Origin of the sequence: Pontimicrobium sp. SW4, from assembly GCF_039954625.1 — a bacterium.
Taxonomy (GTDB): domain Bacteria; phylum Bacteroidota; class Bacteroidia; order Flavobacteriales; family Flavobacteriaceae; genus Pontimicrobium.
In genome coordinates this window covers 520,808-547,694 of record NZ_CP157199.1, presented here as the reverse complement: position 1 = coordinate 547,694, position 26,887 = coordinate 520,808, and the positions used below count along the sequence as shown (strand labels likewise).

Genomic DNA, 26,887 nt, shown 5'->3' with positions numbered 1-26,887 from the left:
AAACCAAAATATTTTACTTTGTTCAACTATAAACTAGGTCTTGAATATGCTAAGCAACAAGATCAAAATGATTCACTTGCTTCTTATAGAAATCAATTTCACGTTCCTAAAGATAAAGAAGGGAATAATTGGTTGTATTTTACCGGAAATTCTCTCGGTTTACAGCCAAAATCAACAAAAAAATATATAAATCAAGAGCTAGAAGATTGGGCGAATTTAGGTGTAGAAGGTCACTTTGAAGCAAAAAATCCTTGGATGCCATATCATGAGTATTTAACCAATTCTATGGCAAAAATTGTCGGTGCGAAACCAATTGAAGTGGTCATTATGAATACCCTTACCACAAATCTCCATTTGTTAATGGTATCCTTTTATCAACCAACAAAAACCAAATACAAAATAGTGATTGAAAGTGATGCATTTCCATCAGATAGGTATGCTGTACAAACACAATTAGAGTTTCATGGTTTTGATGCTAACGAAGGATTGATTGAATGGAAACCCAGACAAGGTGAAGAATTATTACGAATAGAAGATTTAGAAAATATTCTTGAAGACCAAGGAGATGAAATAGCATTGCTTTTAATTGGAGGTGTCAACTATTATACAGGACAATATCTTAACTTAAAACGCATTGCAGAACTTGGTCATTCTAAAAACTGTATGGTTGGAATTGACCTCGCTCATGGTGCTGGAAATATTCAACCTGAGTTACATGATTCAGGTGTTGATTTTGCTGCTTGGTGCACTTATAAATACTTAAACTCTGGTCCTGGAAGCTTAGCTGGTTTATTTGTACATGAAAAACATGCACATAATAAAAATTTAAAGCGCTTTGCAGGTTGGTGGAGCCATAACAAATCGACACGATTTAATATGCGTCAACCACTCGATATTATTCCTGGTGCCGAAGGTTGGCAATTAAGTAATCCTCCTATTCTATCTATGGCTGCTATTAAAGCATCGCTAGATATGTTTAATGATGTTGGAATGGATGCTTTAAGAGAAAAGTCTAAAAAGCTTACTGGTTATTTTGAGTTCTTGATTAATGAACTGAAAAATGATAAAATAAAGATTATTACGCCTTCAAATCCAGACGAACGAGGTTGTCAATTATCAATACAAGTTAAAGATGCTGATAAAAGTTTACATCAAAAACTAACTGATACTCATATCATTACAGATTGGCGAGAACCAAATGTGATAAGATGTGCTCCAGTACCTTTATACAATAGTTTTGAAGATGTTTACAGAATGGTTGAAAAATTAAAGAAAATATTAAACTGAGTTGTCATTCCGCACTTGATGCGGAATCCATCATAATTAAAAACTAAAAGTAGATTCCTGCCTTCGCAGGAATGACAAAAATGAAAGAAAAAAAACAAAACATACTCATTATTGGAGCTGGACTATGCGGAAGTTTACTAGCACTTCGTTTAGGTCAAAGAGGTTATAATGTAACCGTTTACGAAATGCGTCCAGATTTACGAAAAGTAGACATCTCTGCGGGACGTTCGATTAATTTAGCGTTTTCAGATCGTGGTAATAAAGCTATGAAATTGGTAGGTATTGAAAATAAAGTAAAAGCACTCTGCATTCCAATGAATGGTCGTATGCTTCACGATAAAGAAGGCAATACTTTCATGTCTAATTATAGTGGTAGAGATCATGAATACATCAATTCCATCTCTCGAGGAGAACTCAATGGTTTATTGCTCACTGAAGCCGAAAAACATAAAAATGTCACTATCCATTTTAATAGAAAATGTAAATCGGTTGATTTTGAAAAAACCACAGCGTTGTTTAAAGATTATGATGGTAATTCAGAATTTGTAGAAGATGCTGATATCATCATTGCAACAGATGGTGCTGGTTCAGCAATGCGCAAAAGTTACTACTTAGGTAAAAAGTTTTTATTTAGTTTTTCGCAAGACTATCTAACACATGGTTACAAAGAGTTAAGTATTCTACCAGCAAAAGAAGGCGGTTATAAAACTTATAAAAATGCATTGCATATTTGGCCAAGAGGCGATTTTATGCTTATTGCCTTGCCTAATTTAGATGGAAGTTTTACAGTCACGCTATTTTTGAGCCATGATGAAGGTGCGTATAATTTCAACAATCTCACAACTCATAAAATCGTAACAGAATTCTTTAAAAAAGAATTTCCAGATGCTTTAGAACTCATGCCTAATTTAGTTGACGACTTCTTTGAAAACCCAACAGCAGCCTTAGGCACTGTAAAATGTTCGCCTTGGCATTATAAAGGAAATACTCTTTTAATGGGAGATGCAGCACATGCCATTGTGCCTTTTTATGGTCAAGGTATGAATGCCTCATTTGAAGACGTCGTAGAATTTGACAAAGTGCTTGACCAAGGTCTAGATAATTGGGAAGACATTTTTACGACCTACGAAAAATCACGTAAAAAAGATACTGATGCCATTGCAGATTTAGCCATCGATAATTTTCATGAAATGAAAGACCATGTATCCAACGCAATATTTCAAGAAAAACGTAAATTAGAAATGGCTTTAGAAAAGAATTTTCCTAATGAATATTCTTCAAAGTATTCATTAGTGACTTTTAATGAAGATATAAACTACAGAGACGCTTTGTTAAGAGGTCGTGCACAAGATAAAGCCATATTGAATATGCTTTCAGATGGTGAGATTGATACTAATGGTGATTTAAAAAGTATATTAGAAAAAGTAAAACAACAAACCGAAGCAATTCTAGAAGATGATAGAATTGCTGGATTAAAATAAAAACTATGAGTGACAAAGTAACACCAAGAGGGGCCTATCCACATAATAGAAGAGCTGGAGATTTTATTTTCATATCAGGCACAAGCTCTCGTCGTGCAGACAACACTATTGCAGGAGTTGATATTATTGACGACATGGGAACAAAACGCTTGAATATTGAAGTTCAAACTCGTGAAGTTTTGCAAAATATTGAAAAGAACTTAAAAAGTGCTGGTGCATCCATGAGTGATGTAGTAGATGTAACTTCTTTTCTTGTTAATATGAATGACTTTGCAGGTTACAATAAAGCCTATGCTGAATTTTTTAATGCTGAAACTGGACCAGCTAGAACTACGGTTGCGGTACACCAATTACCTCATCCCGACTTAGTGGTTGAGATTAAGGTAATGGCATATAAAAAAGACTAATGAACATCCAAAACTACATAAACGGCAATTTTCACAATCCAATACAAAATGATTGGTTAGACAACTACAATCCGTCAAATGGAGAAGTGTATAGTCAAATTCCAAATTCAACCAAAGAGGACATTGAACTAGCTTATCAAAGTGCCAAAACTGCTTTTAAGCAGTGGAGTCAAACCACTCTGGAAGAACGAAGTAGAATCATGCTCAAAATTTCAGAGCTTATCGAAACTAATCTTGATAGATTAGCTGAAGCAGAAAGCAAAGACAATGGGAAACCTATTTGGTTAGCCAGAGCAATAGATATACCAAGAGCATCAAGTAATTTTCGTTTTTTTGCTAATGCCATAACGCAATTTGCTAGTGAAAGTCATGAAAGTGTTGGTCACCAAGCCATAAATTACACCTTACGTCAACCCATTGGTGTCGTAGGTTGTATTAGTCCTTGGAACCTACCACTCTATTTATTTACTTGGAAAATCGCACCAGCTATTGCAGCAGGAAACTGTGTGGTTGCCAAACCTAGTGAAGTCACACCAATGACAGCTTATTTATTAGGTAAAATTTGTAATGAGGCAGGCTTACCAAAAGGTGTATTGAACATTGTTCATGGTTTAGGAACATCTACAGGGCAAGCTATTGTGGAACATCCAGACATTAAAGCCATTAGTTTTACAGGTGGCACTACAACTGGTGCGCATATTGCAAAAGTCGCAGCTCCAATGTTTAAAAAACTATCTCTAGAGCTTGGTGGTAAAAATCCAAACATCATATTTGCCGATTGCGATTATGACAATATGCTTAAAACAACTGTTCGCTCTTCGTTTGCTAATCAAGGACAAATCTGCTTGTGTGGCAGCCGAATTTTTGTTGAAAAATCTATTTATGAACAATTTAAAGCCGATTTTGTTCAGCGAGTTAAAAACATGAACGTTGGGCATCCATCAAATGAAAAAACAAAAATCGGAGCATTGGTTTCTAAAGCTCATTTGGATAAAGTGTTGAGTTATGTTGACATTGCAAAAGAAGAAGGTGGAACAGTATTATGTGGTGGAAACAAAGTAACCGTTGAAGGTTATGAAAATGGTTACTATATGGAGCCAACAATTATTGAAATTCAAACTAATGAATGTCGTGTGAATCAGGAAGAAATATTTGGTCCTGTTGTTACCATAATGCCTTTTAATAACGAAGACGAAGTATTGCAAATGGCAAATAAAGTCAAGTATGGTTTGTCGGCCACATTATGGAGTAATGATCTAAAGCGAACTATGAGAATGACCAATCAATTACAAGTAGGAATCGTTTGGGTAAACACGTGGCTGATGCGAGATTTACGTACACCTTTTGGTGGTGTAAAAGATTCTGGAGTTGGTCGTGAAGGTGGTTTTGAAGCGCTTCGGTTTTTTACTGAGGCTAAGAATGTTTGTATAAAATATTAAAAGCCCACCCCAACCCTCCCTAAGGGAGGGAGTAGTGAGCTAAAATTAAAATAAAGTCTAATAAACTCATTAACCCTGTTAAGAGTTCCTCCCCTTTGGGGAGGTTAGGAGGGGCTTATTATGAATCTAGAACTCAACAATAAATACGCTTTAGTATGCGGTAGCACAGCAGGAATTGGTAAAGCAACTGCTTTGGCTTTAGCTGCTGAAGGTGTTCAAGTAACACTAGTTGCTAGGAACGAAAACAAACTTAAATTAGTTCTTGCTGAATTACCTAAGCAACGATCTCACGATTATATCGTCGCCGATTTTTCAAATCCAGATGAATTAAAAAGCAAAGTTTCAGAATATATAATTAATAATCATGGTTTTCATATATTGGTAAACAATACTGGAGGACCTAAAGGAGGGCCTGTATTTTCAGCAGATCTATCTGAGTTTGAATCGGCCTTTACACAACACTTAAAGTGTAATCATATATTAGCACAAGCAGTCGTTCCATTTATGAAAAGTGAAGGCTTTGGGCGCATTATTAATGTCATATCAACTTCTGTAAAACAGCCTTTAGATGGTCTTGGTGTAAGTAATACAATTCGTGGTGCTGTAGCCAATTGGAGTAAAACACTTGCCAACGAATTGGGTCAATATGGAATAACAGTAAACAATGTGCTTCCAGGAGCCACTGGAACTGAACGATTAACAGAAATTATTAAAAATAAATCTGCTAAAACTGGCAACACTGAAGAAGCTGCCGCCAGCACTATGAAAAATGCTATTCCAGCAAAACGATTTGCAAAACCTGAAGAATTAGCAGATGCCATTACTTTTTTAGCAAGTGAACGTGCTGCTTATATAAATGGAATTAACCTTCCTGTTGATGGTGGACGAACAAAATCTTTGTAACTTTATATCATTCTTTTTAAAATCATAAAATCATGAGTAAATTATATCCTCCAATAAATTTTAAAGCATGGATTGATGAAAATAGACATCTTTTAAAACCACCAGTTGGAAACAAAGTCGTTTGGAAAGATGGCGATTTCATAGTTATGGTAGTTGGTGGACCTAATAGCAGAAAAGATTACCATTATAATGAAACACCAGAATTTTTCTACCAAGTTGAAGGTGACATTACCTTAAAGGTTATTGATAAAGGCACACCCAAAGATATTCATATTAAAGAAGGGGAAATATTCTTGCTACCTCCAAAAATTCCGCATTCACCTCAACGAGGAGCTAATACTGTTGGATTAGTCATTGAATATCCAAGAGAAAAAGGCATGCAAGATGCTCTACTTTGGTTTTGTGAAAATTGCACGACTAAACTTTATGAAGAAGATTTCACACTCGATAATATTGAAACTGATATGCCTGCTATTTTTGATAAATATTATGGTGATAAAGACAAAAGGTCTTGCCCTAATTGTGGAGAGGTAATGCAGCCTCCAAAAAAAGTACAGATAGAAGAATAATTTATGAAACGTAAACTTCGCATAAACGGTCATTCTCACCTTCTTCCATATCCTGAAGAAATTCCTCAGTTTATGAAAGACAAAGGTATTTTCTGGGTAGATAAAGACCGAAAATTTATGCTTCAAAAAGATTGGAATCGCCCAATAACAGATTCTAGTTTCTTTCTAAATGAGAAACTTGCTTGGATGGAGCGTTTTAAAATTGATCATGCAGTAGTACTTAACTTATCACAATTATATGGTAATGGTTTGCGTGTGGAAGAAATGAAACAAGCTTTACGTTTTCAAAATGATTTTAACGCAAGGATACAACATGAAAATCCAAGCAAATTTACTTGTGGTTTTGTAGTACATCCTGGTTTTGTTAAAGGGGCTTGTTGGGAAATTGAACGTTGCGTTGAAGAGTTGGGTATGCAACTCTTATGCTTACCAACCCACTATATGGATACCATTGGTACTTGGCGTTGTATTTTCGATGAAGAAAATGAGCCTATTTTTGAATTAGCAAGCAAATACAATCTTGCTGTAGAAATTCATCCTTATGATGGTGAAAAATTTATAAAACTAGAAAACACCTCTTGGCGTTTTCATTTAATTTGGATGTTAGCTCAATGTGCCGATGCCTATCATTTTTTAACATTAAATGGCTACCAAGACAAATTTCCAAACATGCGTACTTGTTTTGCTCATGGTGGACAATTAGCACAAATTAATTTAGGAAGACGTATTCAAGGTTTTGATGGCAGACCAGATTTATTTGAAGGCAAAAGTCACCCAAGAAAAGCTGTAGGTCATAAAAATATCTTTTTTGACACTTTAGTACATGATACTGGAGGACTTGAATTATTGATAAAAAATCAAGGCTCTAAACAAGTCCTTATGGGATTAGATGATCCTTATCCTTTAGGTGAAATGGAAAGTGAGAAACAATCATCCTACCCTGGGAAAATATTAGATTTAGCAATTCAACAGGATATTATTAATGAAAATGAGCGTGATGCTATTTGGGAAGACAATGTTGTACAATGGTTGTGTGGTGATGATGAAGCTGCCAAACAAAAGTTATTAAATAGAATATTAAGTTAATGAATTTCTTACCAGATAAGATTGATGACTATGTAGTAGCTCATAGTCAAGATGAGCCAGAATTATTACAAGAACTTAGTCGAGAAACATACCAAAAAATATTGCAACCACGAATGTTAAGTGGACATTATCAAGGTCGTGTATTAAGTATGATTTCAAAGTTAGTGAATCCAAAAAACATACTAGAAATAGGCACTTATACTGGTTATTCTGCTTTATGTTTGGCAGAAGGCATGCAAGATTCTGGAGAGTTACACACAATTGATATAAATGAAGAATTATTTGATTTTCAGCGTAAATATTTTGACAAATCTGGATATGGCTCTCAAATTCATCAACACTTAGGTGATGCGCTTGAAGTTATCCCTACACTAAACAAAACATTTGATTTAGTTTTTATTGATGCAGATAAAGAAAACTACACGAATTATTTTCACACCATTATTGACAAAATAAACATTGGAGGAATCATACTTTCTGATAATGTCCTTTGGAGTGGTAAAGTTTTAGACACAGTATTCAAAAAAGAAGACACCTCTACTCCAGCTCTAATAGACTACAATAAGGTTTTAAGGAAAGATTCTAGAGTAGAAACAGTAATGCTACCTATACGAGATGGTTTAACAATCAGTAGAAAAAAATGATAGTTGAATAGTAATTGTATTTAAATTCAAAAAAAAATATCAAAGACTGTAACATTCTTTTTAAAAGGTGCTCATTATATAAAACCAACAATTTGTATAATGAAAAAATCTATATTTTCTCTTTTCACTTTTCTACTTATAGCTTGCAATAATAGTAATGATAGTATAGTAGAAAAAAAGACCCATAATTCACTTAAACCAGCTTCAGAGTTTTATTCAAAAGAGCGTGCTCAAGTATTAGTCGTTGGTACTTTTCATTTTAACTATCCAGGTTTAGATAAAATTAAAACTGAAGAAAGTGATAAAATTGATGTGCTAAAAGAACCTAAAAAAACAGAGGTTACCGAACTTGTTGAATACATTAAAAAGTTTAAACCTACTAAAATTGCTATTGAGGCGCATCCTGGATATAATTGGAATACTAAATTTAAAGAATATAAATCAGGAAAGCATAGAGAAAAGCGTGATGAACGATATCAGCTTGCAATGCGTATAGCAAATGATGTAAATATTGATACTCTTTATACTGTAGATGCCACTGCACTTAGTAACGATTTATGGAAACAAGACTCAACTTACTATAAATCATTAACTAATAAAATTGACAGAGATCTTGAGGATCCTTATTGGGAAATGGCTAAGCAATATTTTGACTATAGAGAAAAGCAAATGAAGAAAACTAAAATATTGGATGTTATAAAAAACATGAACACTCGAGAAGGTCATAATACTAATTTTGGTTTGTATTTAACTGGTTCTTTTGCAACAGGAGAAGGACAAGGTGCAGATAATTTTTCAATGTGGTGGTACAATCGCAATGCACGAATATTTGCAAATATTGTTAATATAACTGAGAGTCCAAATGATAGGATTTTAGTAATTTTTGGAAATGGACATGCTGCTATATTGCGTCAGTTTTTTGAGGCTTCTCCGCAATATGATTTTGTTGAACTTAGTAGTTTGGAAGAAAACTAAAGTTTGCGTTTTACAGAACCTGTAAAATCATCAATACCTTCTTTTACTTTGGTAATTTCCTCATTAATACTACTAGCTACATCGGTATCAATACCATGTTTATCTGCACTTTTAGCAATTTCATGTTTAATATCGTTAGTAGCATCTTTAAGAGTACGCATACCTTTACCAAGACCTCGTGCAATTTCAGGAATTTTATCAGCACCAAATACCATCACCACTATAAATAGGATGAATGCAATTTCAGCTCCACTAATAAATAAAAAGGTTGCTTGTTGTAACATGGTACAAATATAATGAGTATGTATAAAAAAACCGACTTAAAAAAGTCGGTTTTAATATTATATTAAAAACTTTAACTAGTTTTTGCTCTTAAATTGATCAAACTTACTTTGCTTCACTTCTTTAGGCCAAGAGTTATTAGACGTATCAATATCCGCAGTTTCTAAATCTGGATCTACTTTAATAGATACTATTTCTTTCTCAGAAGCTATAGATTTACTTACTTCTTTATCGTTATGTCTCCAAATTTCAGCAGGATATGTTTCTCGTTTAGATGTTCCATCAGCATATTCATATTCAACAATAATTGGCATTACTAAGCCTCCTGGTTTATTAAAAGTTACATTATAAATGTACTTAGGAGATTTAATTTTTTTACGTTCTTCAGCAGTAAAATTATCCATTAAGTACTCTTTTAAAGTTGGTGCATTCTCTAAAGTAGATTTATTTTTTAAAGCTTCGTTAAATTCTTCACTTCCTTCTTCAACCATATATACTAATGGTGGTAAATCTTCTACCTTCATACCATTTCTACTAGCAATATTTTCAACAATATTTTTTGGTGCATCGGTAACATACATTTTTTTAACCTCTTTAATACCAATATCTGTATAATCTGTAGTATAGAACCAACCTCTCCAGAACCAATCTAGATCCATTGCAGATGCATCTTCCATTGTTCTAAAGAAATCTTCAGGTGTTGGGTGCTTAAACTTCCAACGGTTTGAATATTCTTTAAATGCATAATCAAACAACTCACGTCCCATAATAGTTTCACGCAAAATATTTAATCCTGTCGCAGGTTTAGCATAAGCATTATTACCAAACTGATAAGTATTTAATCCTTTACTCATAATAGGCGCCAAATAATCTTGATCTGTACTCATATAAGGTACAATTTTATCTGCAGGACCACGTCTTGCTGGAAAATCAGTATCACCTTCAGCTAGTGCATCTGGATATAATTTAGCAAAATCACGTTCTGCAACATACTGTACAAAAGTATTTAAGCCTTCGTCCATCCATGTCCATTGACGCTCATCACTATTAACAATCATAGGAAAAAAGTTATGACCTACTTCATGTATAATTACTCCTTGCATACCATATCTTACTCTCTTAGGAATATTTCCATCTGCATCAGGACGTCCAAAATTGTAACAAATCATAGGATACTCCATTCCCATAGGCGCACTTACCGAAATTGCTTTATGATAAGGATAATCAAAGGTCATTCTTGAATAAGAAATTAGCGTACTAGCAACAGTTTTAGTTGACCAATCTCCCCAAAGAGGGTTTGCTTCTGGTGGATAAAGTGATACTGCCATTACATTTTTATTCCCAATTTTAACAGCCATCATATCCCAAATATGCAGACGAGAAGAAGTCCAACCAAAATCACGTACATTTTCAGCATATAATTTCCAAGTCTTTGTTTCTTTGCTTTTCTTTTTTGCTGCAGCTTCAGCTTCTTTTTGAGTGACAATTTCTACTGGTTCATCAAAAGATTTTTTTGCTTTTTCAAAACGGCTCAACATGTCTTTACTAAACACTTCATTTCTATTCATTAATCTACCAGTACCATCTAAAATATGGTCAGCAGGAACAGTAATATTTACTTCAAAATTCCCGAATGGTAATGCAAATTCATCACGTCCAAAAAACTGAGAATTTTGCCAACCTTCAACATCATTATATACAGCCATTCTAGGATAGAATTGTGCCATTACATAAATTCTGTTATCTGTTTCAGGAAAATACTCATATCCCGAACGTCCACCGTCCTTTGTATGATCATTAATATTGTACCACCATTTTATTTGGAAAGAAAATTTATCTCCAGTATTCATTGCTTTTGGCAATTCTACACGCATCATAGTACCATTTATCATATGTGGCAATGGCTTACCATTAACATCACTAACCTGTTCTATATTAAAACCTCCATCAAAAGATTCTTCCATATAGTTTTTAGAAAAATTAGCAGCTGGCTGAAGTTTTTGAGTGCCACCACTTTCAATTAAAGGTGTTTTTGAATCTTTAGCCCTCATGTTTTGGTCTAATTGTACCCATAAAAACTTTAATTGATCTGGCGAATTATTTGTGTAAGTAATCGTTTCGAAACCTGATAATTTAGCGTTATCATCATCCAATTTAATATTCATTTTATAATCAGCTTGTTGCTGATAATACGCAGGACCTGGAGCTCCAGATCCTGTTCTGAACATATTAGGAGTCGCAAATTCATCATACAATTGTCTAAATTTGTTGATGTTCACGTGACCTGGTTTACGCTCAGGTTTTTCTTGTTCTTGCTCTTGCGCAAAAGCTCCTACAGATACGAATAAAGCAGAAAGTAGGAAACATTTAAGTTTTTTCATTAGTAAATATTTAATTATTTTAAAAAGATTAGAAATTATAAACCCTTAGTCTAGTTGTAGAAAACATGTACTTGATATGGCATTATAAATTACTATAGTTGGTTACAAATTCTAATTGCTGAAATTAACAAATTTTAAGTAATTTTTAACCTTTTAATTAAAGTTTAACACTCCTTTATCATTTTGCTGTATGAGTATAAAACTCTTATTTTTAGAATTGATTTTTGTCTTGACCAAATTTTGTTGTTCATCGAAAACATCAAAGAGAACTTGGTTAACAATTTCGAAATTGCTTATAGCAGAAACGTCTGTTATTTCTAAATAGCAAAATAGAATATCATCATCATATTCTTTCCCTATAAATTCAAATTGTTGCAACTTGTTGTTTATTGTTATTTGTAGCTTACTACTTAAATATTTTTTAATATGAATATCAATTTGAGTCTCATCTTTACCTATATCTAACGTAATGTTTTCGTCATACCTTTCACGTAACATTTTTTCAAAATCGTCAATAAAAATTCTTGTTACTATTTGTACAGATTGTTGATCTTTCACATATTCAACTTCAGTTACACTTACATAATACTTATGCGTTACTGTAAATGACATTAAAGGTATTATTATTAAAAAAACCAATAATCTATTTATTTTCATAGCTATTTTCTTTTGAGTGTAGTTAACAAATGTACTTATTTTGTTTTATCATTTGTTAGTATTTGCAGTTCAAAAAGTGTTCCAAAAAGGAATTACTCGTCTTTTGTTTTTAAATTGGCTTTATAGCTAACTATTTTTTCTGCCAAAAATTCAAAAACTTCAATATCGCTTTTGTCTTTACAACGTTTTTCAAAATTTTCATCATCTGAACAGAAATAGAAAAAGTCTGCTCGCAAAGATTCGTCTAAAGGATAAGTCACAAAAAAATCTTTTGATAAATTCGCTTTTATTTTTTCTAAAAGAACATCACTATACTCTTTTCTTACACGCTCTTTAAGTTTTTTTGTTCTTCCAGTAATGCCGTTTAAAATTTTATTTAGGTTTAATCCAACACCTAAACCTATAGTTACATATTTTCCCGCATCAGCTTCGTGTAGCCTACGTTCACTTTGAGTTTTTGGTTTTCCAGTATAACCAGGTATTCCTAGATCATAAAAATTTAGTGGTCTTTCTGCATCCGAATTTTTTATATCAGAATCCAAACTTCCTGTAAGTATTTTGCCTACAAGAACTTCCCCCAGTTCATTAACCTTATCTTCTAAAAAAACCATCACTCTTTTTTTAGTAATAATTTCTGGTGATATAAAGACCGCTTTTAAATTATACTGTACTGATGAAAATACTAAAGTGTCTGATAATCTTACTTCAATAGTAAATGCTCCAAGTTTATTTGTAGTAGCAAATTTATTTGCTGATTTATTTATTACATGAATATTTTCCACATCAGAACCTCCTGCAACAACGCCTTCTATTTCAACTGTTTGCGAATATATTGAAAAAGAAATGAGACCAAATAAAACAACTAAAAAACTGACTTTAGTTTTTACCATATTTAACTTTTAAAAACTGTTTCTCTTGTTCTTTCATAAAGGTTATAAACTCAAGTTCTTTATTTGAATTAAGTAAAGAGTAGTCAAAACTATTCTCTTCAACATAGTAGACAAATTCTATTATATCTTTATCCTTAAGACTAAGCATATCAGCAAGATGTTCCTTAGAATAAATCTCTAGAATTCTTCTCTTTTTATAATTAGGAACTTCTTCTTTAGTTTTTTTTGATTTAAAAATTGGTATTAATAGCTTACCAAAAACATTTACAACATCAATTCCATTAACAAGTTTGTTTTCGTTCATGGCTATATTTTCAATTTCACTAAGGTGGTCGGCTGTAAATTCAAATTTATCAAGATTCCCCAAACCAAAATACAATGCATCTAAGTTAGGATTCATTAATTCAATATTACTAGTATCAAAAGCTAAATCACCTGTTAAATTATATGGCAAAATAAGGACTTGATCAAGTTTATTAATCTGTTCAATCAAAAACACACTAATCTGATTTGCATCAATCATTTGTTGAGTTATTACAACCGCAAAATCTTTAAATTGTAATGCTGAAAACTCAATACGATCATTTAAAGCTACTTCAATAGTAAACTTTCCTTCCTTATCCGTAACCGTTCCTTTTCCTGAAGAACTATTAAACACTGTTACGCCTTCTTTATCATTTCTATCAACATAAATAGTGCCTTTTACCTCAATACGATTGTCATTTTGAGAAAAAACAACTGTGCTTGTTAAGCATATTAGCAGTAAGACAATTAGGTTAGTTTTCATGTGTTAAAGGAAGTGATTACTTATCTTAATTAAATGTAAATAGCTTTTAAACTTTTGTTAAATAATGCATTTACATAAATTTACGACATTATTTAGCCAAATGAAAAAAATTCTTATAGCCAGCACTTCAACCGTACATGGAAGCGGTTTTTTAGATTATTTATTGTCAGATTTAAAAGAGCTTTTTAAAGACACTACCGAAATACTATTTATTCCGTATGCAAGACCAGGTGGTGTTTCTCATAAAGATTATACTAGAAAAGCTCAAGATGCTTTTGTCAAAATAAATAAAACCGTAAAAGGTATACATGAGTTTGCAAACCCTGAGGATGCTATAAATAATGCAAAAGGTATTTTTGTTGGTGGTGGTAATACATTTGTATTAGTTAATCAGCTATATAAAAATAGCTTAATAACACCGCTCCAAAAAGCAGTTATAAATGGCACACCTTACTTAGGAACTAGCGCAGGAAGCAATATTTGTGGCTTAACTATAAATACCACTAATGATATGCCTATTGTATATCCTCCAAGCTTCAAAGCATTAGGATTAGTGCCTTTTAATATAAATCCGCACTATTTAGATCCTGATCCATCAAGTACTCACATGGGAGAAACTAGAGAAACAAGGATTCAAGAGTTTCATCAATTCAATACACAACCTGTTATTGGTTTAAGAGAAGGTAGCTTTTTAAAAGTTACAAATGAAGATATTATTTTAAAAGGGAATTTATCGGCAAGAATATTTTTGCATGAAAAACTACCTTACGAAATAGCTACAAATTCTAGTCTTAATTTTTTGAAGTAAATAAATCTATAAAAAAAGCTTCACATAATTGTGAAGCTTTTTTGAGCGGGAGACCGGGTTCGAACCGGCGACATTCAGCTTGGAAGGCTGACGCTCTACCAACTGAGCTACTCCCGCAATATTGAGGTCAAATATATATAATCTATTTGTTTAGTTAAAGCAAAAATTACAATTTCTTCGTAAAATGATATCCTAAAATTTTAAACCCTAAATTGTAATAAAATTTATGAGAAGGATGATTAGTTACATAGGTATTTAGCTCTATTTCTTCACATCCTTTGTTTTTTACATACTTATAAATCCATTTAAAAAATAAATCTCCAAGACCTTTACCTCTATACTTTTCGTCAATAAAAAGATGATCTATCTCAACACTTTTACCCGAATAATGCCTTGTACAAAACCACATACCACATATGCCAATTAACTCATTACCATTATAAATTCCAGCGCACTCATAATTTTGTGTAAACATTTCCGAAAAACGTTTTTGTAAAACGTCATTTGTAAACTTTCTATTAGTAAATTTTTGCATCAATGGTAGTATAGCATGAATATTATTCGCCGATACCAATTTAAAATCGTAAGACATGATTTGATTTATTTAAAAGTCAATCAAATATAATTTTAAAAACGTGACATTTTTTAATTTATGTGTCAATTAATTATAGAGCATTAGACTAATTATTTAAATTTCTATAAACTTTTGTAAATTTAAAACACTAAAAAAAAACACTAACATGAGAGGAGGAAATCGTAAAGTAAGATTATTAATTGGAGCAGGAATAGTACTGTTTGCTGTCATCAAATATTGTTCAAGTGCTGAGACTAATCCTTATACTGGCGAAAAACAACATATTGCTTTAAATGAAGAACAAGAAATAGCCATGGGTTTACAAGCAGCTCCACAAATGGCACAACAACACGGAGGTTTATATCCAAACGAGAACTACCAAGCATTTGTAGACCAAGTTGGAAACCGTTTAGTAGATAATAGTATTGCTAAACAAACTGGTTATAAGTACGACTTCCATTTATTAGCCGACAAAAACACCATTAATGCTTTTGCCCTTCCTGGAGGTCAAATCTTTATTACTTATGCTCTTTTTTCTAAGCTTGAAAATGAAGACCAATTGGCTGGTGTTTTAGGTCATGAAATTGGTCATGTAGTTGGTAGGCATTCTGCAGAAAGAATGGCAAACCAAGGCTTAATGCAAGGTATTCTAAATGGTGTTGCAGTAGGCATAGATCCAAATACAGCGCAAGGTGCTGCTGCTATCGCACAAATGGTTAACATGAGTTATGGTAGAGATGATGAATTACAAAGCGATGATCTAGGTGTGAAATTTATGATGAAATCTAACTATAACCCTGAAGAAATGATAGGCGTTATGGAAATACTAAAAGCAGCCGCAGGACCAAATAGAACTCCAGAGCGTATGAGTACTCATCCTGACCCAGAAAATCGCGTAGAAAAAATTAAGGAAGCGATTGAAAAATACAAAAATCAATAGCACAAATGTTATAGCATTTTATTAATAAATCCTGCTAATTAGCAGGATTTTGTTTTTATCTTTGACTTGTAATTTTCGCGAAATGAACAAAAAAGTAATCTTGATGATTTTGGATGGTTGGGGAAAATCCCCAGATCCAAAAGTATCAGCCATTGAACATGCCGACACACCCTTTATAGATAATCTTTATACAAAATATCCAAGTGCAAGTTTACGTACTGACGGATTACATGTTGGTTTACCAGAAGGTCAAATGGGAAATAGCGAAGTAGGACATATGAATCTTGGCGCTGGACGTATTGTATATCAAGATTTAGTTAAAGTAAATCTAGCTGTAAAAAACAAAACACTACAAAACGAACCAACTCTAGTTGAAGCTTTTAATTATGCAAAAAAACATAATAAAAAAGTTCATTTTTTAGGACTTGTTAGTGATGGAGGTGTACATTCTCATATTAATCATTTATTTGGACTTATAGATGCTGCCAATGAATTTGGTTTAGAGAATACATTTGTTCATGCTTTTACTGATGGTCGTGATGTAGACCCAAAATCTGGTTATGGTTTTATTACTGAACTAGAAAAACATATTGAGAATACACCAACCAAACTTGCATCTGTCACTGGGCGTTATTATGCCATGGATAGAGACAAACGTTGGGAACGTATTAAACTGGCTTACGATGCTTTAGTTAACGGAAAAGGAGAACATTCAGAAAATATTCCTAAGTCAATTCGTAAAAGTTATGAAAACGATATTACTGATGAATTTCTAAGACCAATTATTAAAGTAGATAATAACAACGAGCCAATTTCTACTATTTCAGAAAAGGATGTTATTATTTTCTTTAATTTCAGAACTGATCGTGGCAGACAACTTACACAAGCTTTGACACAGGAAGATTTTCATGAGTATAATATGCATAAATTACAACTACATTATGTGACACTTACTAACTATGATGAAACTTTTAAAGGTATTTATGTGATTTTCAACAAAGATAATCTTAAAGACACCTTAGGAGAAGTATTAGAAAAGCATAACAAAACCCAGATTAGAATTGCTGAAACCGAAAAATACCCACATGTTACTTTTTTCTTTTCTGGAGGAAGAGAAGAGCCTTTTAAAGGTGAGCAACGAATTTTATGTAATTCGCCTAAAGTAGCAACCTACGATTTAAAACCAGAAATGAGCGCCTATGAACTAACGGATGTTTTAGTTCCAGAATTAAAAAAAGGGAAGACTGATTTTGTCTGCTTAAATTTTGCAAATGGAGACATGGTAGGTCATACAGGTGTTATGGAAGCTGCTATTAAAGCTTGTGAAGCTGTAGACACATGTGTTGAAAGAATTATTACAACAGCCTTAGAAAATAATTATACAACCATCCTTATTGCCGATCATGGGAATTGCGAAACAATGATTAATCCTGATGGCTCACCACATACAGCTCATACGACCAACCCTGTTCCAATTATTTTAATTGACAAAAACATAAAAACTATAAAAAATGGTATTTTAGGTGACATTGCTCCTACTATTTTAGAACTTATCGGCATCGAAAAACCTAAAGTAATGACACAAAATTCATTACTTTAGTGAAAATTTTTAGTGTTAATGAAACTATATAATCGCTTAACAATTGCTATAGATTTTGATGGAACCATCGTTGATGATGATTACCCAGGAATTGGTAAACCAAGAATTTTTGCATTCGAAACCTTAAAAAAATTGCAAGAAGATGGTCATCGATTAATTTTATGGACTTATAGAAGTAGTTTAAAATTAGAAGATGCCGTTAAGTTTTGTAAAGAAAACGGTATTGAGTTTTATGCAGTAAATAAAAGTTTCCCTGAAGAGCAATTCGATTATACCAAAAGCCGTAAAATCCATGCTGATGTTTTTATTGATGATCGTAATCTTGGAGGCATATTAGGTTGGGGCGAGATTTACCAAAAACTTACTAATAAATCCCCAGAATTTCCAAATTCTAAAAAGAGAAAAGGTTTTTTTGACTTTTTCAGATAATTAGTCTCTTATTAGATCAAAATATTGTTTATCAATTGATTCTCTATGGTCTGGGTGTGCAATATTCACTAGTGCTTTAACACGTTCTTTTATAGTTCTTCCGTAAAGATTAGCAATACCATATTCAGTCACAACATAATGCACATGAGATCTGGTAGTTACAACTCCAGCACCAGGTTTTAAAGATGGTACAATTCGGCTTACTCCCTTTTTTGTTGCTGATGGCAAAGCGATTATAGCTTTTCCTCCTTCACTTAAAGATGCTCCACGAATAAAGTCCATTTGACCGCCAACACCAGAATACATTTTTGCTCCAATAGAATCTGCACAAACTTGACCAGTAACATCTACTTCAATCGCAGAGTTTATAGCTACCATTTTAGGGTTTTGCTTGATAATAGAAACATCATTTACATAATCTGATGTTCGCATTTCGATATATGGATTGTCATCAACATAATCATATAGTCGTTGAGACCCCATTAAAAAAGTAGCCAAAGCACGACCCGGATTTATACCTTTATGATTCCCATTAATAACATCTTTCAAGATTAAATCTATAACACCATCCGAAAACATTTCGGTATGCAGCCCTAAGTTTTTATGGTTAGTTAATCTTGACAATACAGCATTTGGAATATTTCCAATTCCCATTTGCAGTGTACTTTTATCATCTATTAAACTCGCAACATGGTTTCCAATTTTGCTTTCAATTTCTGTAGGTTCAACAACTGGATGTGTTGGTAATGGTTCATCACATTCTACAAAAGCATCAACCTCAGATACATGAATAATACCATCTCCAAAAGTACGTGGCATTTGCTTATTTACTTGAGCAATAACATAATCGGCATTTTCAATAGCTGCTAAAGTAGCTTCAACCGAAACTCCCAACGAACAATAACCATGATTATCTGGCACAGACACATGGATTAACGCCACTTGTAAATCCACAATATTACGCTTAAACAACAAAGGTAATTCGCTTAAAAAAACTGGCGTATAAGATCCATTCCCAGCTTTAAGTGTATGGCGAACATTTTTTCCAATAAAAAAAGAGTTCACATGAAAACTTTCCCTAAGCTCAGGATTTGCATAAGGTGCTTCTCCTTCTGTATGTAATTGACAAATTTCTACACCTCGTAATTCTTCGTGCCTTGCAGTTAAAGCTCTAATTAAAACTTGTGGAACAGCTGCTGCTGCTTGTATGTATACTTTATCTTTAGATTTAACAATTTTTACAGCTTCTTCAGCCGTTACTGATTTATACTTCATAACTAATTTTATTAAGACAAAAATATTGATAAGCTATCTTAAATAACCTGTCAAATGTCATAAAAAGAGAAAAAATAATTACATCTTAATTTTAAGTATCTTTGCCATTATTTTTTAAATATGATTGTAGTAAAAACAAGAGAAGAAATAGAGTTAATGCGTGAAAGTGCTTTGGTTGTTTCTAAAACCTTAGGAATGTTAGCCAAAGAAGTTAAGCCAGGTGTTACTACCTTACAACTAGATAAATTAGCCGAAGACTATATTCGTTCGCAAGATGCTATTCCGGGGTTTTTAGGGTTGTATGATTTTCCAAACACCTTATGCATGAGTCCTAACGAACAAGTGGTTCATGGCTTTCCTACAAATGAACCGTTAAAAGAAGGTGATATTATTTCAATTGATTGTGGCGCCATTAAAAATGACTTTTATGGTGATCATGCATACACATTTGCTGTTGGTGAAATAGAGCCTGAAACTGAAAAATTACTTAAAGTCACAAAGGAATCTCTTTATGTTGGCATAAGAGAGTTTAAAATAAACAATAGAATTGGTGATGTTGGCTATGCTATTCAAAAATATTGTGAAGATCATGGTTATGGAGTAGTACGAGAATTAGTTGGTCATGGTTTAGGACGCAAAATGCATGAAGATCCAGAAATGCCAAATTATGGTAAACGAGGTCGTGGTAAGAAATTCATTGAAGGAATGGTCGTTGCTATTGAACCTATGATTAATATGGGAACACATCGTATTAAACAACATAGAGACGGTTGGACAATTACTACATTAGACGGAAAACCTAGTGCACACTTCGAGCATGATGTTGCAATTATAGATGGAAAACCCGAATTACTGTCGACATTTGCATACATATATGAAGCTCTTGGAATTGAAAGCAATGAAGAAAATGAATTTAGGCAAAAGGCTTTAGTACTTTAGAGTTATTACATAGAGATTCGTAGAGCAGCAGCCGAGTTACACAGAGAAAAAATGAATACCAAACTAACTGAAAATATTATTGGAGCAGCTATTACTGTTCATCGTGCTTTAGGTCCTGGATTATTAGAATCTGCTTACCAAGAATGTTTGTTATTTGAGTTAGAAGCTTTAGGTTTAAATGTAAAAAAAGAAATCGCTCTCCCAATAGTCTATAAAGATCTTAAATTAGATCATGGCTACAGAATTAATTTATTAATAGAAAATCAAGTTGTTATAGAACTAAAAACTGTAGAAGCATTCACTGATGTGCATTCTGCACAAACACTGACTTATATGAAACTTGGTAATTATCCATTGGGTTTACTTATTAACTTTCATACAAAACTTTTAAAAAACGGAATTAAACGATTTATAAATACACCTCAGTGAATCTATAATTAATTTTCTCTGAGAGTCTCTGTGAAACTTTGTGCATCTCAGTGTAATAGCTTATGAAAAACCTTTTTAAATTTTTTCTCAACTTTTTACCAAGACCTTTTCTAATTAGGTTAAGTTACACTTTACGTCCATTTTTAGCTTTTTTCTTAAAAGGAGATACTTATACCGACCCAATAGATAATAAAAGTTTCAAAACGTTTTTACCCTATGGCTATGGTAATCAGCGTAATAATGCATTATCGCCTTCTACATTATCATTAGAGCGTCATAGATTGCTTTGGCTCTATTTAAAAAATGAAACTGATTTCTTTTCAGCTCAAAAAAAGGTATTGCATTTTGCTCCTGAACAATGCTTCTTAAAACGTTTTAGAGATTTAAAAAATATAGATTATACCACCACAGATTTAGAATCTCCTATTGCGGATGTGAAAGCTGATATTTGTAACCTTCCTTTTGAAGATAATAGCTACGATGTTATTTTATGTAATCATGTTTTAGAGCATATTCCAAATGACACCAAAGCAATGCAAGAATTGTATCGTGTACTAAAACCTGAAGGTATGGGAATATTTCAAATTCCGCAGGATTTAAATCGAGATACAACTTTTGAAGATGATTCAATTACAAATAAAGAAGAACGCGCTAAAATATTTGGTCAATATGACCACGTACGCATCTATGGACGTGATTATTTCGATAAACTCCGTTCTATTGGATTTAAAGTTGAGGAAGTAGATTATACAGTGAATATTTCTGAAGAAGAAATAATAAAATACTGTTTAGCAAAAGGAGAAATTATTCCAGTTGTAACAAAATAATCGTTTATTCTTCGGGAAAATCGTTTAAAGACAAGGTTTCTAATTGCCTGCTATCATTCTCGAAAATAACAAATAACTTAAGTTCAGTATGGTTTTTAGAAAAACTCTTTATTTCATCAACTGTCATGGTCATTAAAGCAGTAGCATAGGCATCTGCAATCATACATTCTTTAGCAATTACTGATACACTTAACACATTGTTTTTACTTGAATAACCTGTCTTAGGGTCAATAATATGTGCATATTTATTACCATTTTCATCTACTCTAAATTTTCTATAAGTTCCAGAAGTTGCCATGGCTTCATCAGTTAACGAAATAGCTTTCATAACGGTTTGCGTGCCATCAAAATTTGGATTTTCCACGCCTATTTTCCAAGGATTTCCGCTTCCTAAATTAAGTCCTTTAGTTCTTATTTCACCTCCTATTTCAACCAAATAACTCTCTACTTTTTGAGTTTCTAAAAAATTAGCAATAACGTCTACTCCATAACCTTTAGCGATAGCACTAAAATCAATAATTGTTCCTTCATGTTCCTTAATAATTTTATCATTCTCTCGCGAAACTTTATTAAAACCAACCGTTTGCATTAAACTATCAATAACTGTTTTATCTAAATTTTCAATACCATCATCCGATCCAAAATTCCAAGCATTAACCATTACACCAATAGTTGGATCGAAAGCGCCATTTGTTTCAGAATAAATTTCTTTTGCAGCATCAAAAACCTTTCTAAAATGGGAATCAATAGAGACTCCTTCATTTCTATTTATTTTAGAAATAATAGAATTGGCTTGATACGTTGACATCGATTTGTTAATGATATAAAACAACTTGTCGAATTGTTCTTGAAAATCAACTTCGGTTGCTGGTGCTTCATATTGCACTGAGTAAGAAGTACCAAAAACATTTCCTACAAGACGCTTATTTTGCACCTCATCTTTACAAGAAGTGATTACTAATACTAATACTAATACTAAATACTTAAATATGTTTTTCATCTTAATTAAGATTAGTTTCTATAAATTGTATCCCATTGTACTCGCACAAGTACTCCTCATTTAAATAAACTGGTAATTCTTCACCATCAGGGTTTCCTAGTGCAACTCCTGCATATAATACTTTTGCAGCCTTTTCACGTGCATGCTTCTTAAATGTTTCCATCCATACCACATCGTAATTATTAGGATTTTCAGGAAGTTTTACTGTACGAACAATTACAAAAAAGTACTGACTAGTTTTATCAATACAAACAAATTGCGGATGCTTTTTAAGTTTGCTATTAACAGCTATAAACTCAAAACCACGTTTTTCTAAATCTTTGCCTACAATATTCATTGCTAAATTATGTAGTTCCTGTTCGCTAAGCGGTGTACTCATCTTGCAAAATTACTACTATTATTTTCTAAGATAAAATTGTTTAACTTTAAATGCTATAACCAACCAAACTACTCGTTAACAAAACACTACTTACAAACTTTGCAAGTGAATAAATAAGTGCCTTATTAGCCTTATCAAATCACTACTTATAATAAGACTAGTAAAACAAATACATGAAACCATGGGAATATTTTGGGATTTGATCCAACAAGACGAATTACAAAAACAAGAAGCTAAAGCCAATAATTTAGAAGATCGCGTAGAACAACTCGAACAAGAATTAAAAGCAACTCGAACTTTGCTTAAAAAAACCTTAGTTGCACTCGAAACTCATTTAGTACAAGATATTGATGGCGATGGCAAAATGGGATAATACAAACAAATAAAATTGAAACAACAAAAACACTTTATTAAAAATGAAAAAATTAGCATTACTATTTACGCTTGCAAGCGTTTTTACACTTACAGCACAAACAGAAATTGAAAAAGTAACCGAAACAGTTAGTAAAAGTGATATAGAGGGTCATATCTACTTTCTAGCTGACGATTTATTAAAAGGTCGAGAAACTGGTACACCAGAGCTCAAAATAGCAGCGTCTTATTTAGCAAATGCATTTAGAGGTTATGGCGTAAAGCCTAACCCTAAAACAGGCACTTATTATCAAGAAGTAAATTTTAAAAAAGTATCTCCTCCAGAAGAAGTTTCCATTCAAGTGAATAATGAAACAATAGAAGATTTTGCTTTTATCTTTCCTTCGCCAGTAAATACAAATGCCGATGCAGTGTTTTTAAATCATGGTTTAGAAAACGATTACACTGGAAAAAATGTAAAAGGAAAAGTTATTATTATTAAATCTGGTAGTTCAAAAAATAGTGATTTTAGAGCTGCTTATGGCTTGCGTCGCCAAAAGCAAAAATTAGCAAAAAATAATGGTGTAGTAGCTATTATTGAGCTTTTAAATATGGGAGATGATATGTGGGAAAATGTAAGCCATAATTTTAATAGATCTCAACTAACAGTTGCTAAAGATAATGAAGACAATGATGACAAAAGTTATAACGATCAAGTTGCTCATGTTTGGGCGTTAGATAAAGATGATAATATGCTTAACCAACTTAAAGCGTCTAAAACCATTAGCACTAAAATTTCTATAAGTAAAAAGAAAGAAGAACCTGTAAAATCACAAAATGTTATAGGTGTTGTTGAAGGGACTGATCCAGTACTAAAAAACGAATATATTATCTACTCTGCACATTATGACCATGTTGGTATTGGTAGTCCTGATGAAACAGGTGATGTTATTTATAATGGTGCTAGAGACAACGCTGTTGGTACAACTACGGTATTAGCGATGGCAAAAAATTTAGCTAAATACCCAACCAAGCGTTCAGCATTATTTATTCTATTTACAGGAGAAGAAAAAGGCTTGTTAGGGAGTCGCTTTTATGTAGAGAATCCAGTGCTACCATTAGAACAAATGGTATACTGCTTTAATAGTGATAATGGTGGTTATAATGATACGTCTTTAGCAACTATTGTTGGACTTACTAGAACAACTGCAGAGAAAAATATTTTTAATGCCGTTAAAACATTTGGACTTACTGCCATTGAAGATCCTGCAAAAGAACAAGGTTTATTTGATAGAAGTGATAATGTAAACTTTGCAAAAAAAGGAATTCCAGCACCAACCTTTTCTCTAGGATTTAGATCTTTTGACGGTGAAGTAACCAAATACTATCACAGACCTGGAGACGAAGCACACACCCTAGACTACGATTATCTTTTAAAATTCTTTAGAGCCTATGTTCTTTCTGGTCGTAACATCGCTAACGATGATGCTACTCCTGTTTGGAATTCAGGTGATAAGTATGAAGAAGCATCTAAAAAGCTATATAAAACTAAAGCTGTAAAAAATTAGTAATATGATTATAGTAAGTGCAACGTGGTAATCTTATAAATTTAGAATATAAATAAACATATTACCATGTTGCTTTTACTCCTTTTATTGACAAACAACCTATAATGATTAAATCATTTAGACATATAAACAAATTACTCTTTATAGAAAACAAAACAGGTAAATACTTTAAATACGCTATTGGTAAAATTGCACTAGTCTTAATTGGTATTAAAAGTCAATAATTAAAATAAACAAAAAAAATCGCAAACCCGAGAATTAAATCTAGCCAACCAATGAAACAATTTTTAGTTATCCTAAGTATCTGTTTTTTGTCCTTAAGTTGCAATACTGAAGAAAAAAAAGAAAGTACAGCAAATAATAAAACAGAATTACAAGTATACCAAACCAATAGTTATGAAGATTTAGTCACTTTATTTAAAGAATGGCGAACTTTTGAAAACCCTCCAAAACTAGACGGTGCACCAGATTATACAAAAGAAACTTTTGAAAAACGTTGGACAACGTTTAAAGAACTTCAAAACCAATTAAAAGCAATTGATACGTCTAGTTGGTCTGTTGAAAATCAAGTAGATTGGATGATTGTTTGGGCCGAAATGAATGGTTACGACTTTAATCATAATATTTTAAAACCTTGGGTTCGCGATCCTGCATATTACAAAGTAGTTTGGGAATACAAAAGTGATGTGCCTGCGCATGAAGGACCAACAAATCATGGCACAACCGAATTGTGGACTTATGAGTTCCCATTATCTACAGAAGAACGAATACGATTTATTAAAGATTTAAGCATAATTCCTCCCTTTTATACACAAGCAAAGCAAAACCTAACTGGTAATGCTAAAGATTTATGGATTACAGGAATTCGAGATATTCAATATCAAAGTTTGGTACTTAACAATCTAAGATCAAAACCTGAACTTAAAAATGATACTGAAATTGTATCGGTAATTGATGCAGCTATTACTTCAACAGATGAGTTGGCTTCATGGTTAAAAAAAGAATCAAAATCTAAAACTGGTGCTTCAGGAATTGGCAAAGATAATTACACATGGTATTTACAAAACGTGCATTTAGTACCACTAACATGGGATGACGAAGTTATGATTTTAAAGCGAGAATTAGCAAGGTCTTGGACAGCTTTAAAACTAGAAGAACATAGAAATAGAAGCCTTCCACAGTTAGTGGATGCTAATTCACCTGAAGCATATAATAAAATGGCCGACGAAGCAGCAAAAAGCTTAATTAGCTTTTTAGACCAACAAGATATTGTTACTGTAAAACCTTATTTCGATATTGCTTTAAGAGAACATTTAGGGGAATTCGTACCAAAAGAAAAACGTAATTTTTTCTTAATTGGCGAGCATTACGACCCTAGACCATTGTATTCTCATTTTTATCATTGGTTTGAGTTAGCAAGAATGGATTTAGAACCACATAAAAGCGAGATTAGAAAAGGACCGTTATTATACAATATATTCGATTCTCGTAATGAAGGTACTGCCACAGCAGTTGAAGAAATGTTTATGCAAGCAGGTTTGTATAACGACAGTCCTAGAACAAAGGAGATAGTATATATCATGATTGCCCAACGTGCTGCAAGAGGATTAGGCTCATTATATGCGCACTCTAACGAGATGACTATGGAAGAAGCTGGAAGTATTCATAGCGAATACACACCTCGAGGTTGGATGAAAACTGAAAAAGAGCTTCTAATTTTCGAGCAACATTTGTATTTACGTCAACCAGGTTATGGTACAAGTTATATTACTGGCAAATATTTATTAGAAGCTGCTCTAGCAGATTATGCACGCATACAGGAACTAGAAGGAAACCAATTTAAAACAAAAAACTTTTTTGATACGCTAAACAGCATAGGTAATATACCAACATCACTAGGTCATTGGGAAATGACTGGAGAGAAGAAGCACTTAGAATCTATAATCAATGATTAAGTTTTTTAGACATATTCGTAAATCA

The 26,887-nt window shown here is 32.7% G+C and carries 28 protein-coding genes and 1 tRNA gene; 19 read left to right on the top strand and 10 right to left on the bottom strand.

The features are described from left to right. Positions 1–18: 18 nt before the first annotated feature. The 9 genes from kynU (at position 19) to ABGB03_RS02535 (ending at position 8,791) form a co-directional block, all read left to right on the top strand. Complete coding sequence (kynU, locus tag ABGB03_RS02575) at positions 19–1,287, top strand: kynureninase (RefSeq protein WP_347924586.1); 1,269 nt, start codon at positions 19–21, stop codon at positions 1,285–1,287. An 80-nt stretch (positions 1,288–1,367) separates the two neighbouring features. Next, positions 1,368–2,768 carry an NAD(P)/FAD-dependent oxidoreductase gene (locus tag ABGB03_RS02570; RefSeq protein ID WP_347924585.1) on the top strand — a complete coding sequence of 467 codons (1,401 nt, stop codon included), beginning with the start codon at positions 1,368–1,370 and terminating at the stop codon, positions 2,766–2,768. A 5-nt stretch (positions 2,769–2,773) separates the two neighbouring features. Beyond that, positions 2,774–3,175 (top strand): RidA family protein, encoded by a 402-nt coding sequence (locus ABGB03_RS02565; RefSeq protein ID WP_347924583.1) that lies wholly within the window; start codon positions 2,774–2,776, stop codon positions 3,173–3,175. After that, on the top strand, positions 3,175–4,614 hold the full coding sequence (locus tag ABGB03_RS02560; protein WP_347924581.1) for an aldehyde dehydrogenase: 1,440 nt from the start codon (positions 3,175–3,177) through the stop codon (positions 4,612–4,614). The genes ABGB03_RS02565 and ABGB03_RS02560 overlap by 1 nt, the downstream gene beginning before the upstream one ends. Positions 4,615–4,734: 120 nt before the next feature. Continuing rightward, complete coding sequence (locus tag ABGB03_RS02555) at positions 4,735–5,517, top strand: SDR family oxidoreductase (protein WP_347924579.1); 783 nt, start codon at positions 4,735–4,737, stop codon at positions 5,515–5,517. Between the two features lie 32 nt (positions 5,518–5,549). After that, positions 5,550–6,086: a 3-hydroxyanthranilate 3,4-dioxygenase gene (locus ABGB03_RS02550; RefSeq protein WP_347924577.1), complete on the top strand. Its 537-nt coding sequence runs from the start codon at positions 5,550–5,552 to the stop codon at positions 6,084–6,086. A 3-nt stretch (positions 6,087–6,089) separates the two neighbouring features. Then, the gene (locus ABGB03_RS02545; protein WP_347924576.1) at positions 6,090–7,172 is read left to right on the top strand and encodes an amidohydrolase family protein; all 1,083 of its coding nucleotides are present in this window, start codon (positions 6,090–6,092) and stop codon (positions 7,170–7,172) included. Continuing rightward, positions 7,172–7,816 carry an O-methyltransferase gene (locus ABGB03_RS02540; protein WP_347924574.1) on the top strand — a complete coding sequence of 215 codons (645 nt, stop codon included), beginning with the start codon at positions 7,172–7,174 and terminating at the stop codon, positions 7,814–7,816. The genes ABGB03_RS02545 and ABGB03_RS02540 overlap by 1 nt, the downstream gene beginning before the upstream one ends. Positions 7,817–7,915: 99 nt before the next feature. Then, complete coding sequence (locus ABGB03_RS02535) at positions 7,916–8,791, top strand: DUF5694 domain-containing protein (RefSeq protein ID WP_347924572.1); 876 nt, start codon at positions 7,916–7,918, stop codon at positions 8,789–8,791. Here ABGB03_RS02535 and ABGB03_RS02530 read toward each other — a convergent pair. The 5 genes from ABGB03_RS02530 to ABGB03_RS02510 all read right to left on the bottom strand — a co-directional run bounded on the left by ABGB03_RS02530 (position 8,788) and on the right by ABGB03_RS02510 (position 13,788). Continuing rightward, a complete protein-coding gene (locus ABGB03_RS02530) occupies positions 8,788–9,075 on the bottom strand; it encodes a twin-arginine translocase TatA/TatE family subunit (protein ID WP_347924571.1) in 288 nt (95 codons plus the stop codon). The two genes, ABGB03_RS02535 and ABGB03_RS02530, sit on opposite strands and share 4 nt — an antisense overlap. Before the next feature lie 75 nt (positions 9,076–9,150). Then, a complete protein-coding gene (locus ABGB03_RS02525) occupies positions 9,151–11,454 on the bottom strand; it encodes a M1 family metallopeptidase (RefSeq protein WP_347924570.1) in 2,304 nt (767 codons plus the stop codon). Between the two features lie 153 nt (positions 11,455–11,607). Then, entirely contained in the window at positions 11,608–12,111 is a 504-nt protein-coding gene (locus ABGB03_RS02520; RefSeq protein ID WP_347924568.1) for a DUF6702 family protein, read from the bottom strand. 92 nt (positions 12,112–12,203) lie between these two features. After that, on the bottom strand, positions 12,204–13,001 hold the full coding sequence (locus ABGB03_RS02515; protein WP_347924567.1) for a hypothetical protein: 798 nt from the start codon (positions 12,999–13,001) through the stop codon (positions 12,204–12,206). After that, positions 12,988–13,788, bottom strand: coding sequence for a carboxypeptidase-like regulatory domain-containing protein (locus ABGB03_RS02510; protein WP_347924565.1), 801 nt, complete (start codon positions 13,786–13,788; stop codon positions 12,988–12,990). The genes ABGB03_RS02515 and ABGB03_RS02510 overlap by 14 nt, the downstream gene beginning before the upstream one ends. 100 nt (positions 13,789–13,888) lie before the next feature. Here ABGB03_RS02510 and pepE point away from each other — a divergent pair, with 100 nt between their 5' ends. Continuing rightward, positions 13,889–14,596: a dipeptidase PepE gene (gene pepE / locus ABGB03_RS02505; protein WP_347924563.1), complete on the top strand. Its 708-nt coding sequence runs from the start codon at positions 13,889–13,891 to the stop codon at positions 14,594–14,596. A gap of 44 nt (positions 14,597–14,640) precedes the next feature. On the opposite strand, the gene ABGB03_RS02500 is transcribed toward pepE, so the two are convergent. Beyond that, positions 14,641–14,713, bottom strand: a tRNA-Gly gene (locus ABGB03_RS02500). Between the two features lie 49 nt (positions 14,714–14,762). Beyond that, positions 14,763–15,188, bottom strand: coding sequence for a GNAT family N-acetyltransferase (locus ABGB03_RS02495; protein ID WP_347924562.1), 426 nt, complete (start codon positions 15,186–15,188; stop codon positions 14,763–14,765). Between the two features lie 148 nt (positions 15,189–15,336). Here ABGB03_RS02495 and ABGB03_RS02490 point away from each other — a divergent pair, with 148 nt between their 5' ends. The 3 genes from ABGB03_RS02490 to ABGB03_RS02480 all read left to right on the top strand — a co-directional run bounded on the left by ABGB03_RS02490 (position 15,337) and on the right by ABGB03_RS02480 (position 18,139). Then, on the top strand, positions 15,337–16,110 hold the full coding sequence (locus ABGB03_RS02490; RefSeq protein ID WP_347924560.1) for a M48 family metalloprotease: 774 nt from the start codon (positions 15,337–15,339) through the stop codon (positions 16,108–16,110). 82 nt (positions 16,111–16,192) lie between these two features. Further along, positions 16,193–17,710 (top strand): 2,3-bisphosphoglycerate-independent phosphoglycerate mutase, encoded by a 1,518-nt coding sequence (gene gpmI / locus ABGB03_RS02485; RefSeq protein ID WP_347924558.1) that lies wholly within the window; start codon positions 16,193–16,195, stop codon positions 17,708–17,710. An 18-nt stretch (positions 17,711–17,728) separates the two neighbouring features. Beyond that, complete coding sequence (locus ABGB03_RS02480; RefSeq protein ID WP_347924557.1) at positions 17,729–18,139, top strand: hydrolase; 411 nt, start codon at positions 17,729–17,731, stop codon at positions 18,137–18,139. Here ABGB03_RS02480 and ABGB03_RS02475 read toward each other — a convergent pair whose 3' ends face one another. After that, on the bottom strand, positions 18,140–19,414 hold the full coding sequence (locus ABGB03_RS02475) for an acetyl-CoA hydrolase/transferase C-terminal domain-containing protein (protein WP_347924555.1): 1,275 nt from the start codon (positions 19,412–19,414) through the stop codon (positions 18,140–18,142). It abuts the gene before it with no gap. Positions 19,415–19,534: 120 nt separating this feature from the next. Here ABGB03_RS02475 and map point away from each other — a divergent pair, with 120 nt between their 5' ends. The 3 genes from map to ABGB03_RS02460 all read left to right on the top strand — a co-directional run bounded on the left by map (position 19,535) and on the right by ABGB03_RS02460 (position 21,609). Next, positions 19,535–20,353: a type I methionyl aminopeptidase gene (gene map, locus ABGB03_RS02470; protein ID WP_347924553.1), complete on the top strand. Its 819-nt coding sequence runs from the start codon at positions 19,535–19,537 to the stop codon at positions 20,351–20,353. 51 nt (positions 20,354–20,404) lie between these two features. Then, positions 20,405–20,782, top strand: coding sequence for a GxxExxY protein (locus ABGB03_RS02465; protein ID WP_347924551.1), 378 nt, complete (start codon positions 20,405–20,407; stop codon positions 20,780–20,782). A 62-nt stretch (positions 20,783–20,844) separates the two neighbouring features. Continuing rightward, the gene (locus tag ABGB03_RS02460) at positions 20,845–21,609 is read left to right on the top strand and encodes a methyltransferase domain-containing protein (protein ID WP_347924550.1); all 765 of its coding nucleotides are present in this window, start codon (positions 20,845–20,847) and stop codon (positions 21,607–21,609) included. Positions 21,610–21,613: 4 nt separating this feature from the next. On the opposite strand, the gene ABGB03_RS02455 is transcribed toward ABGB03_RS02460, so the two are convergent. Both ABGB03_RS02455 and ABGB03_RS02450 read right to left on the bottom strand, forming a co-directional pair. Further along, positions 21,614–22,609: an FAD:protein FMN transferase gene (locus tag ABGB03_RS02455; protein ID WP_347924548.1), complete on the bottom strand. Its 996-nt coding sequence runs from the start codon at positions 22,607–22,609 to the stop codon at positions 21,614–21,616. Position 22,610: 1 nt separating this feature from the next. Beyond that, complete coding sequence (locus ABGB03_RS02450) at positions 22,611–22,988, bottom strand: Na(+)-translocating NADH-quinone reductase subunit F (protein ID WP_347924546.1); 378 nt, start codon at positions 22,986–22,988, stop codon at positions 22,611–22,613. A gap of 181 nt (positions 22,989–23,169) precedes the next feature. Between ABGB03_RS02450 and ABGB03_RS02445 the strand changes: the two genes are divergently transcribed. The 3 genes from ABGB03_RS02445 (at position 23,170) to ABGB03_RS02435 (ending at position 26,862) form a co-directional block, all read left to right on the top strand. Next, on the top strand, positions 23,170–23,361 hold the full coding sequence (locus tag ABGB03_RS02445; RefSeq protein ID WP_347924545.1) for a hypothetical protein: 192 nt from the start codon (positions 23,170–23,172) through the stop codon (positions 23,359–23,361). 43 nt (positions 23,362–23,404) lie between these two features. Next, positions 23,405–24,907, top strand: coding sequence for a M28 family peptidase (locus ABGB03_RS02440; RefSeq protein WP_347924544.1), 1,503 nt, complete (start codon positions 23,405–23,407; stop codon positions 24,905–24,907). Positions 24,908–25,182: 275 nt separating this feature from the next. Beyond that, on the top strand, positions 25,183–26,862 hold the full coding sequence (locus tag ABGB03_RS02435; RefSeq protein WP_347924543.1) for a hypothetical protein: 1,680 nt from the start codon (positions 25,183–25,185) through the stop codon (positions 26,860–26,862). Positions 26,863–26,887: the final 25 nt, after the last annotated feature.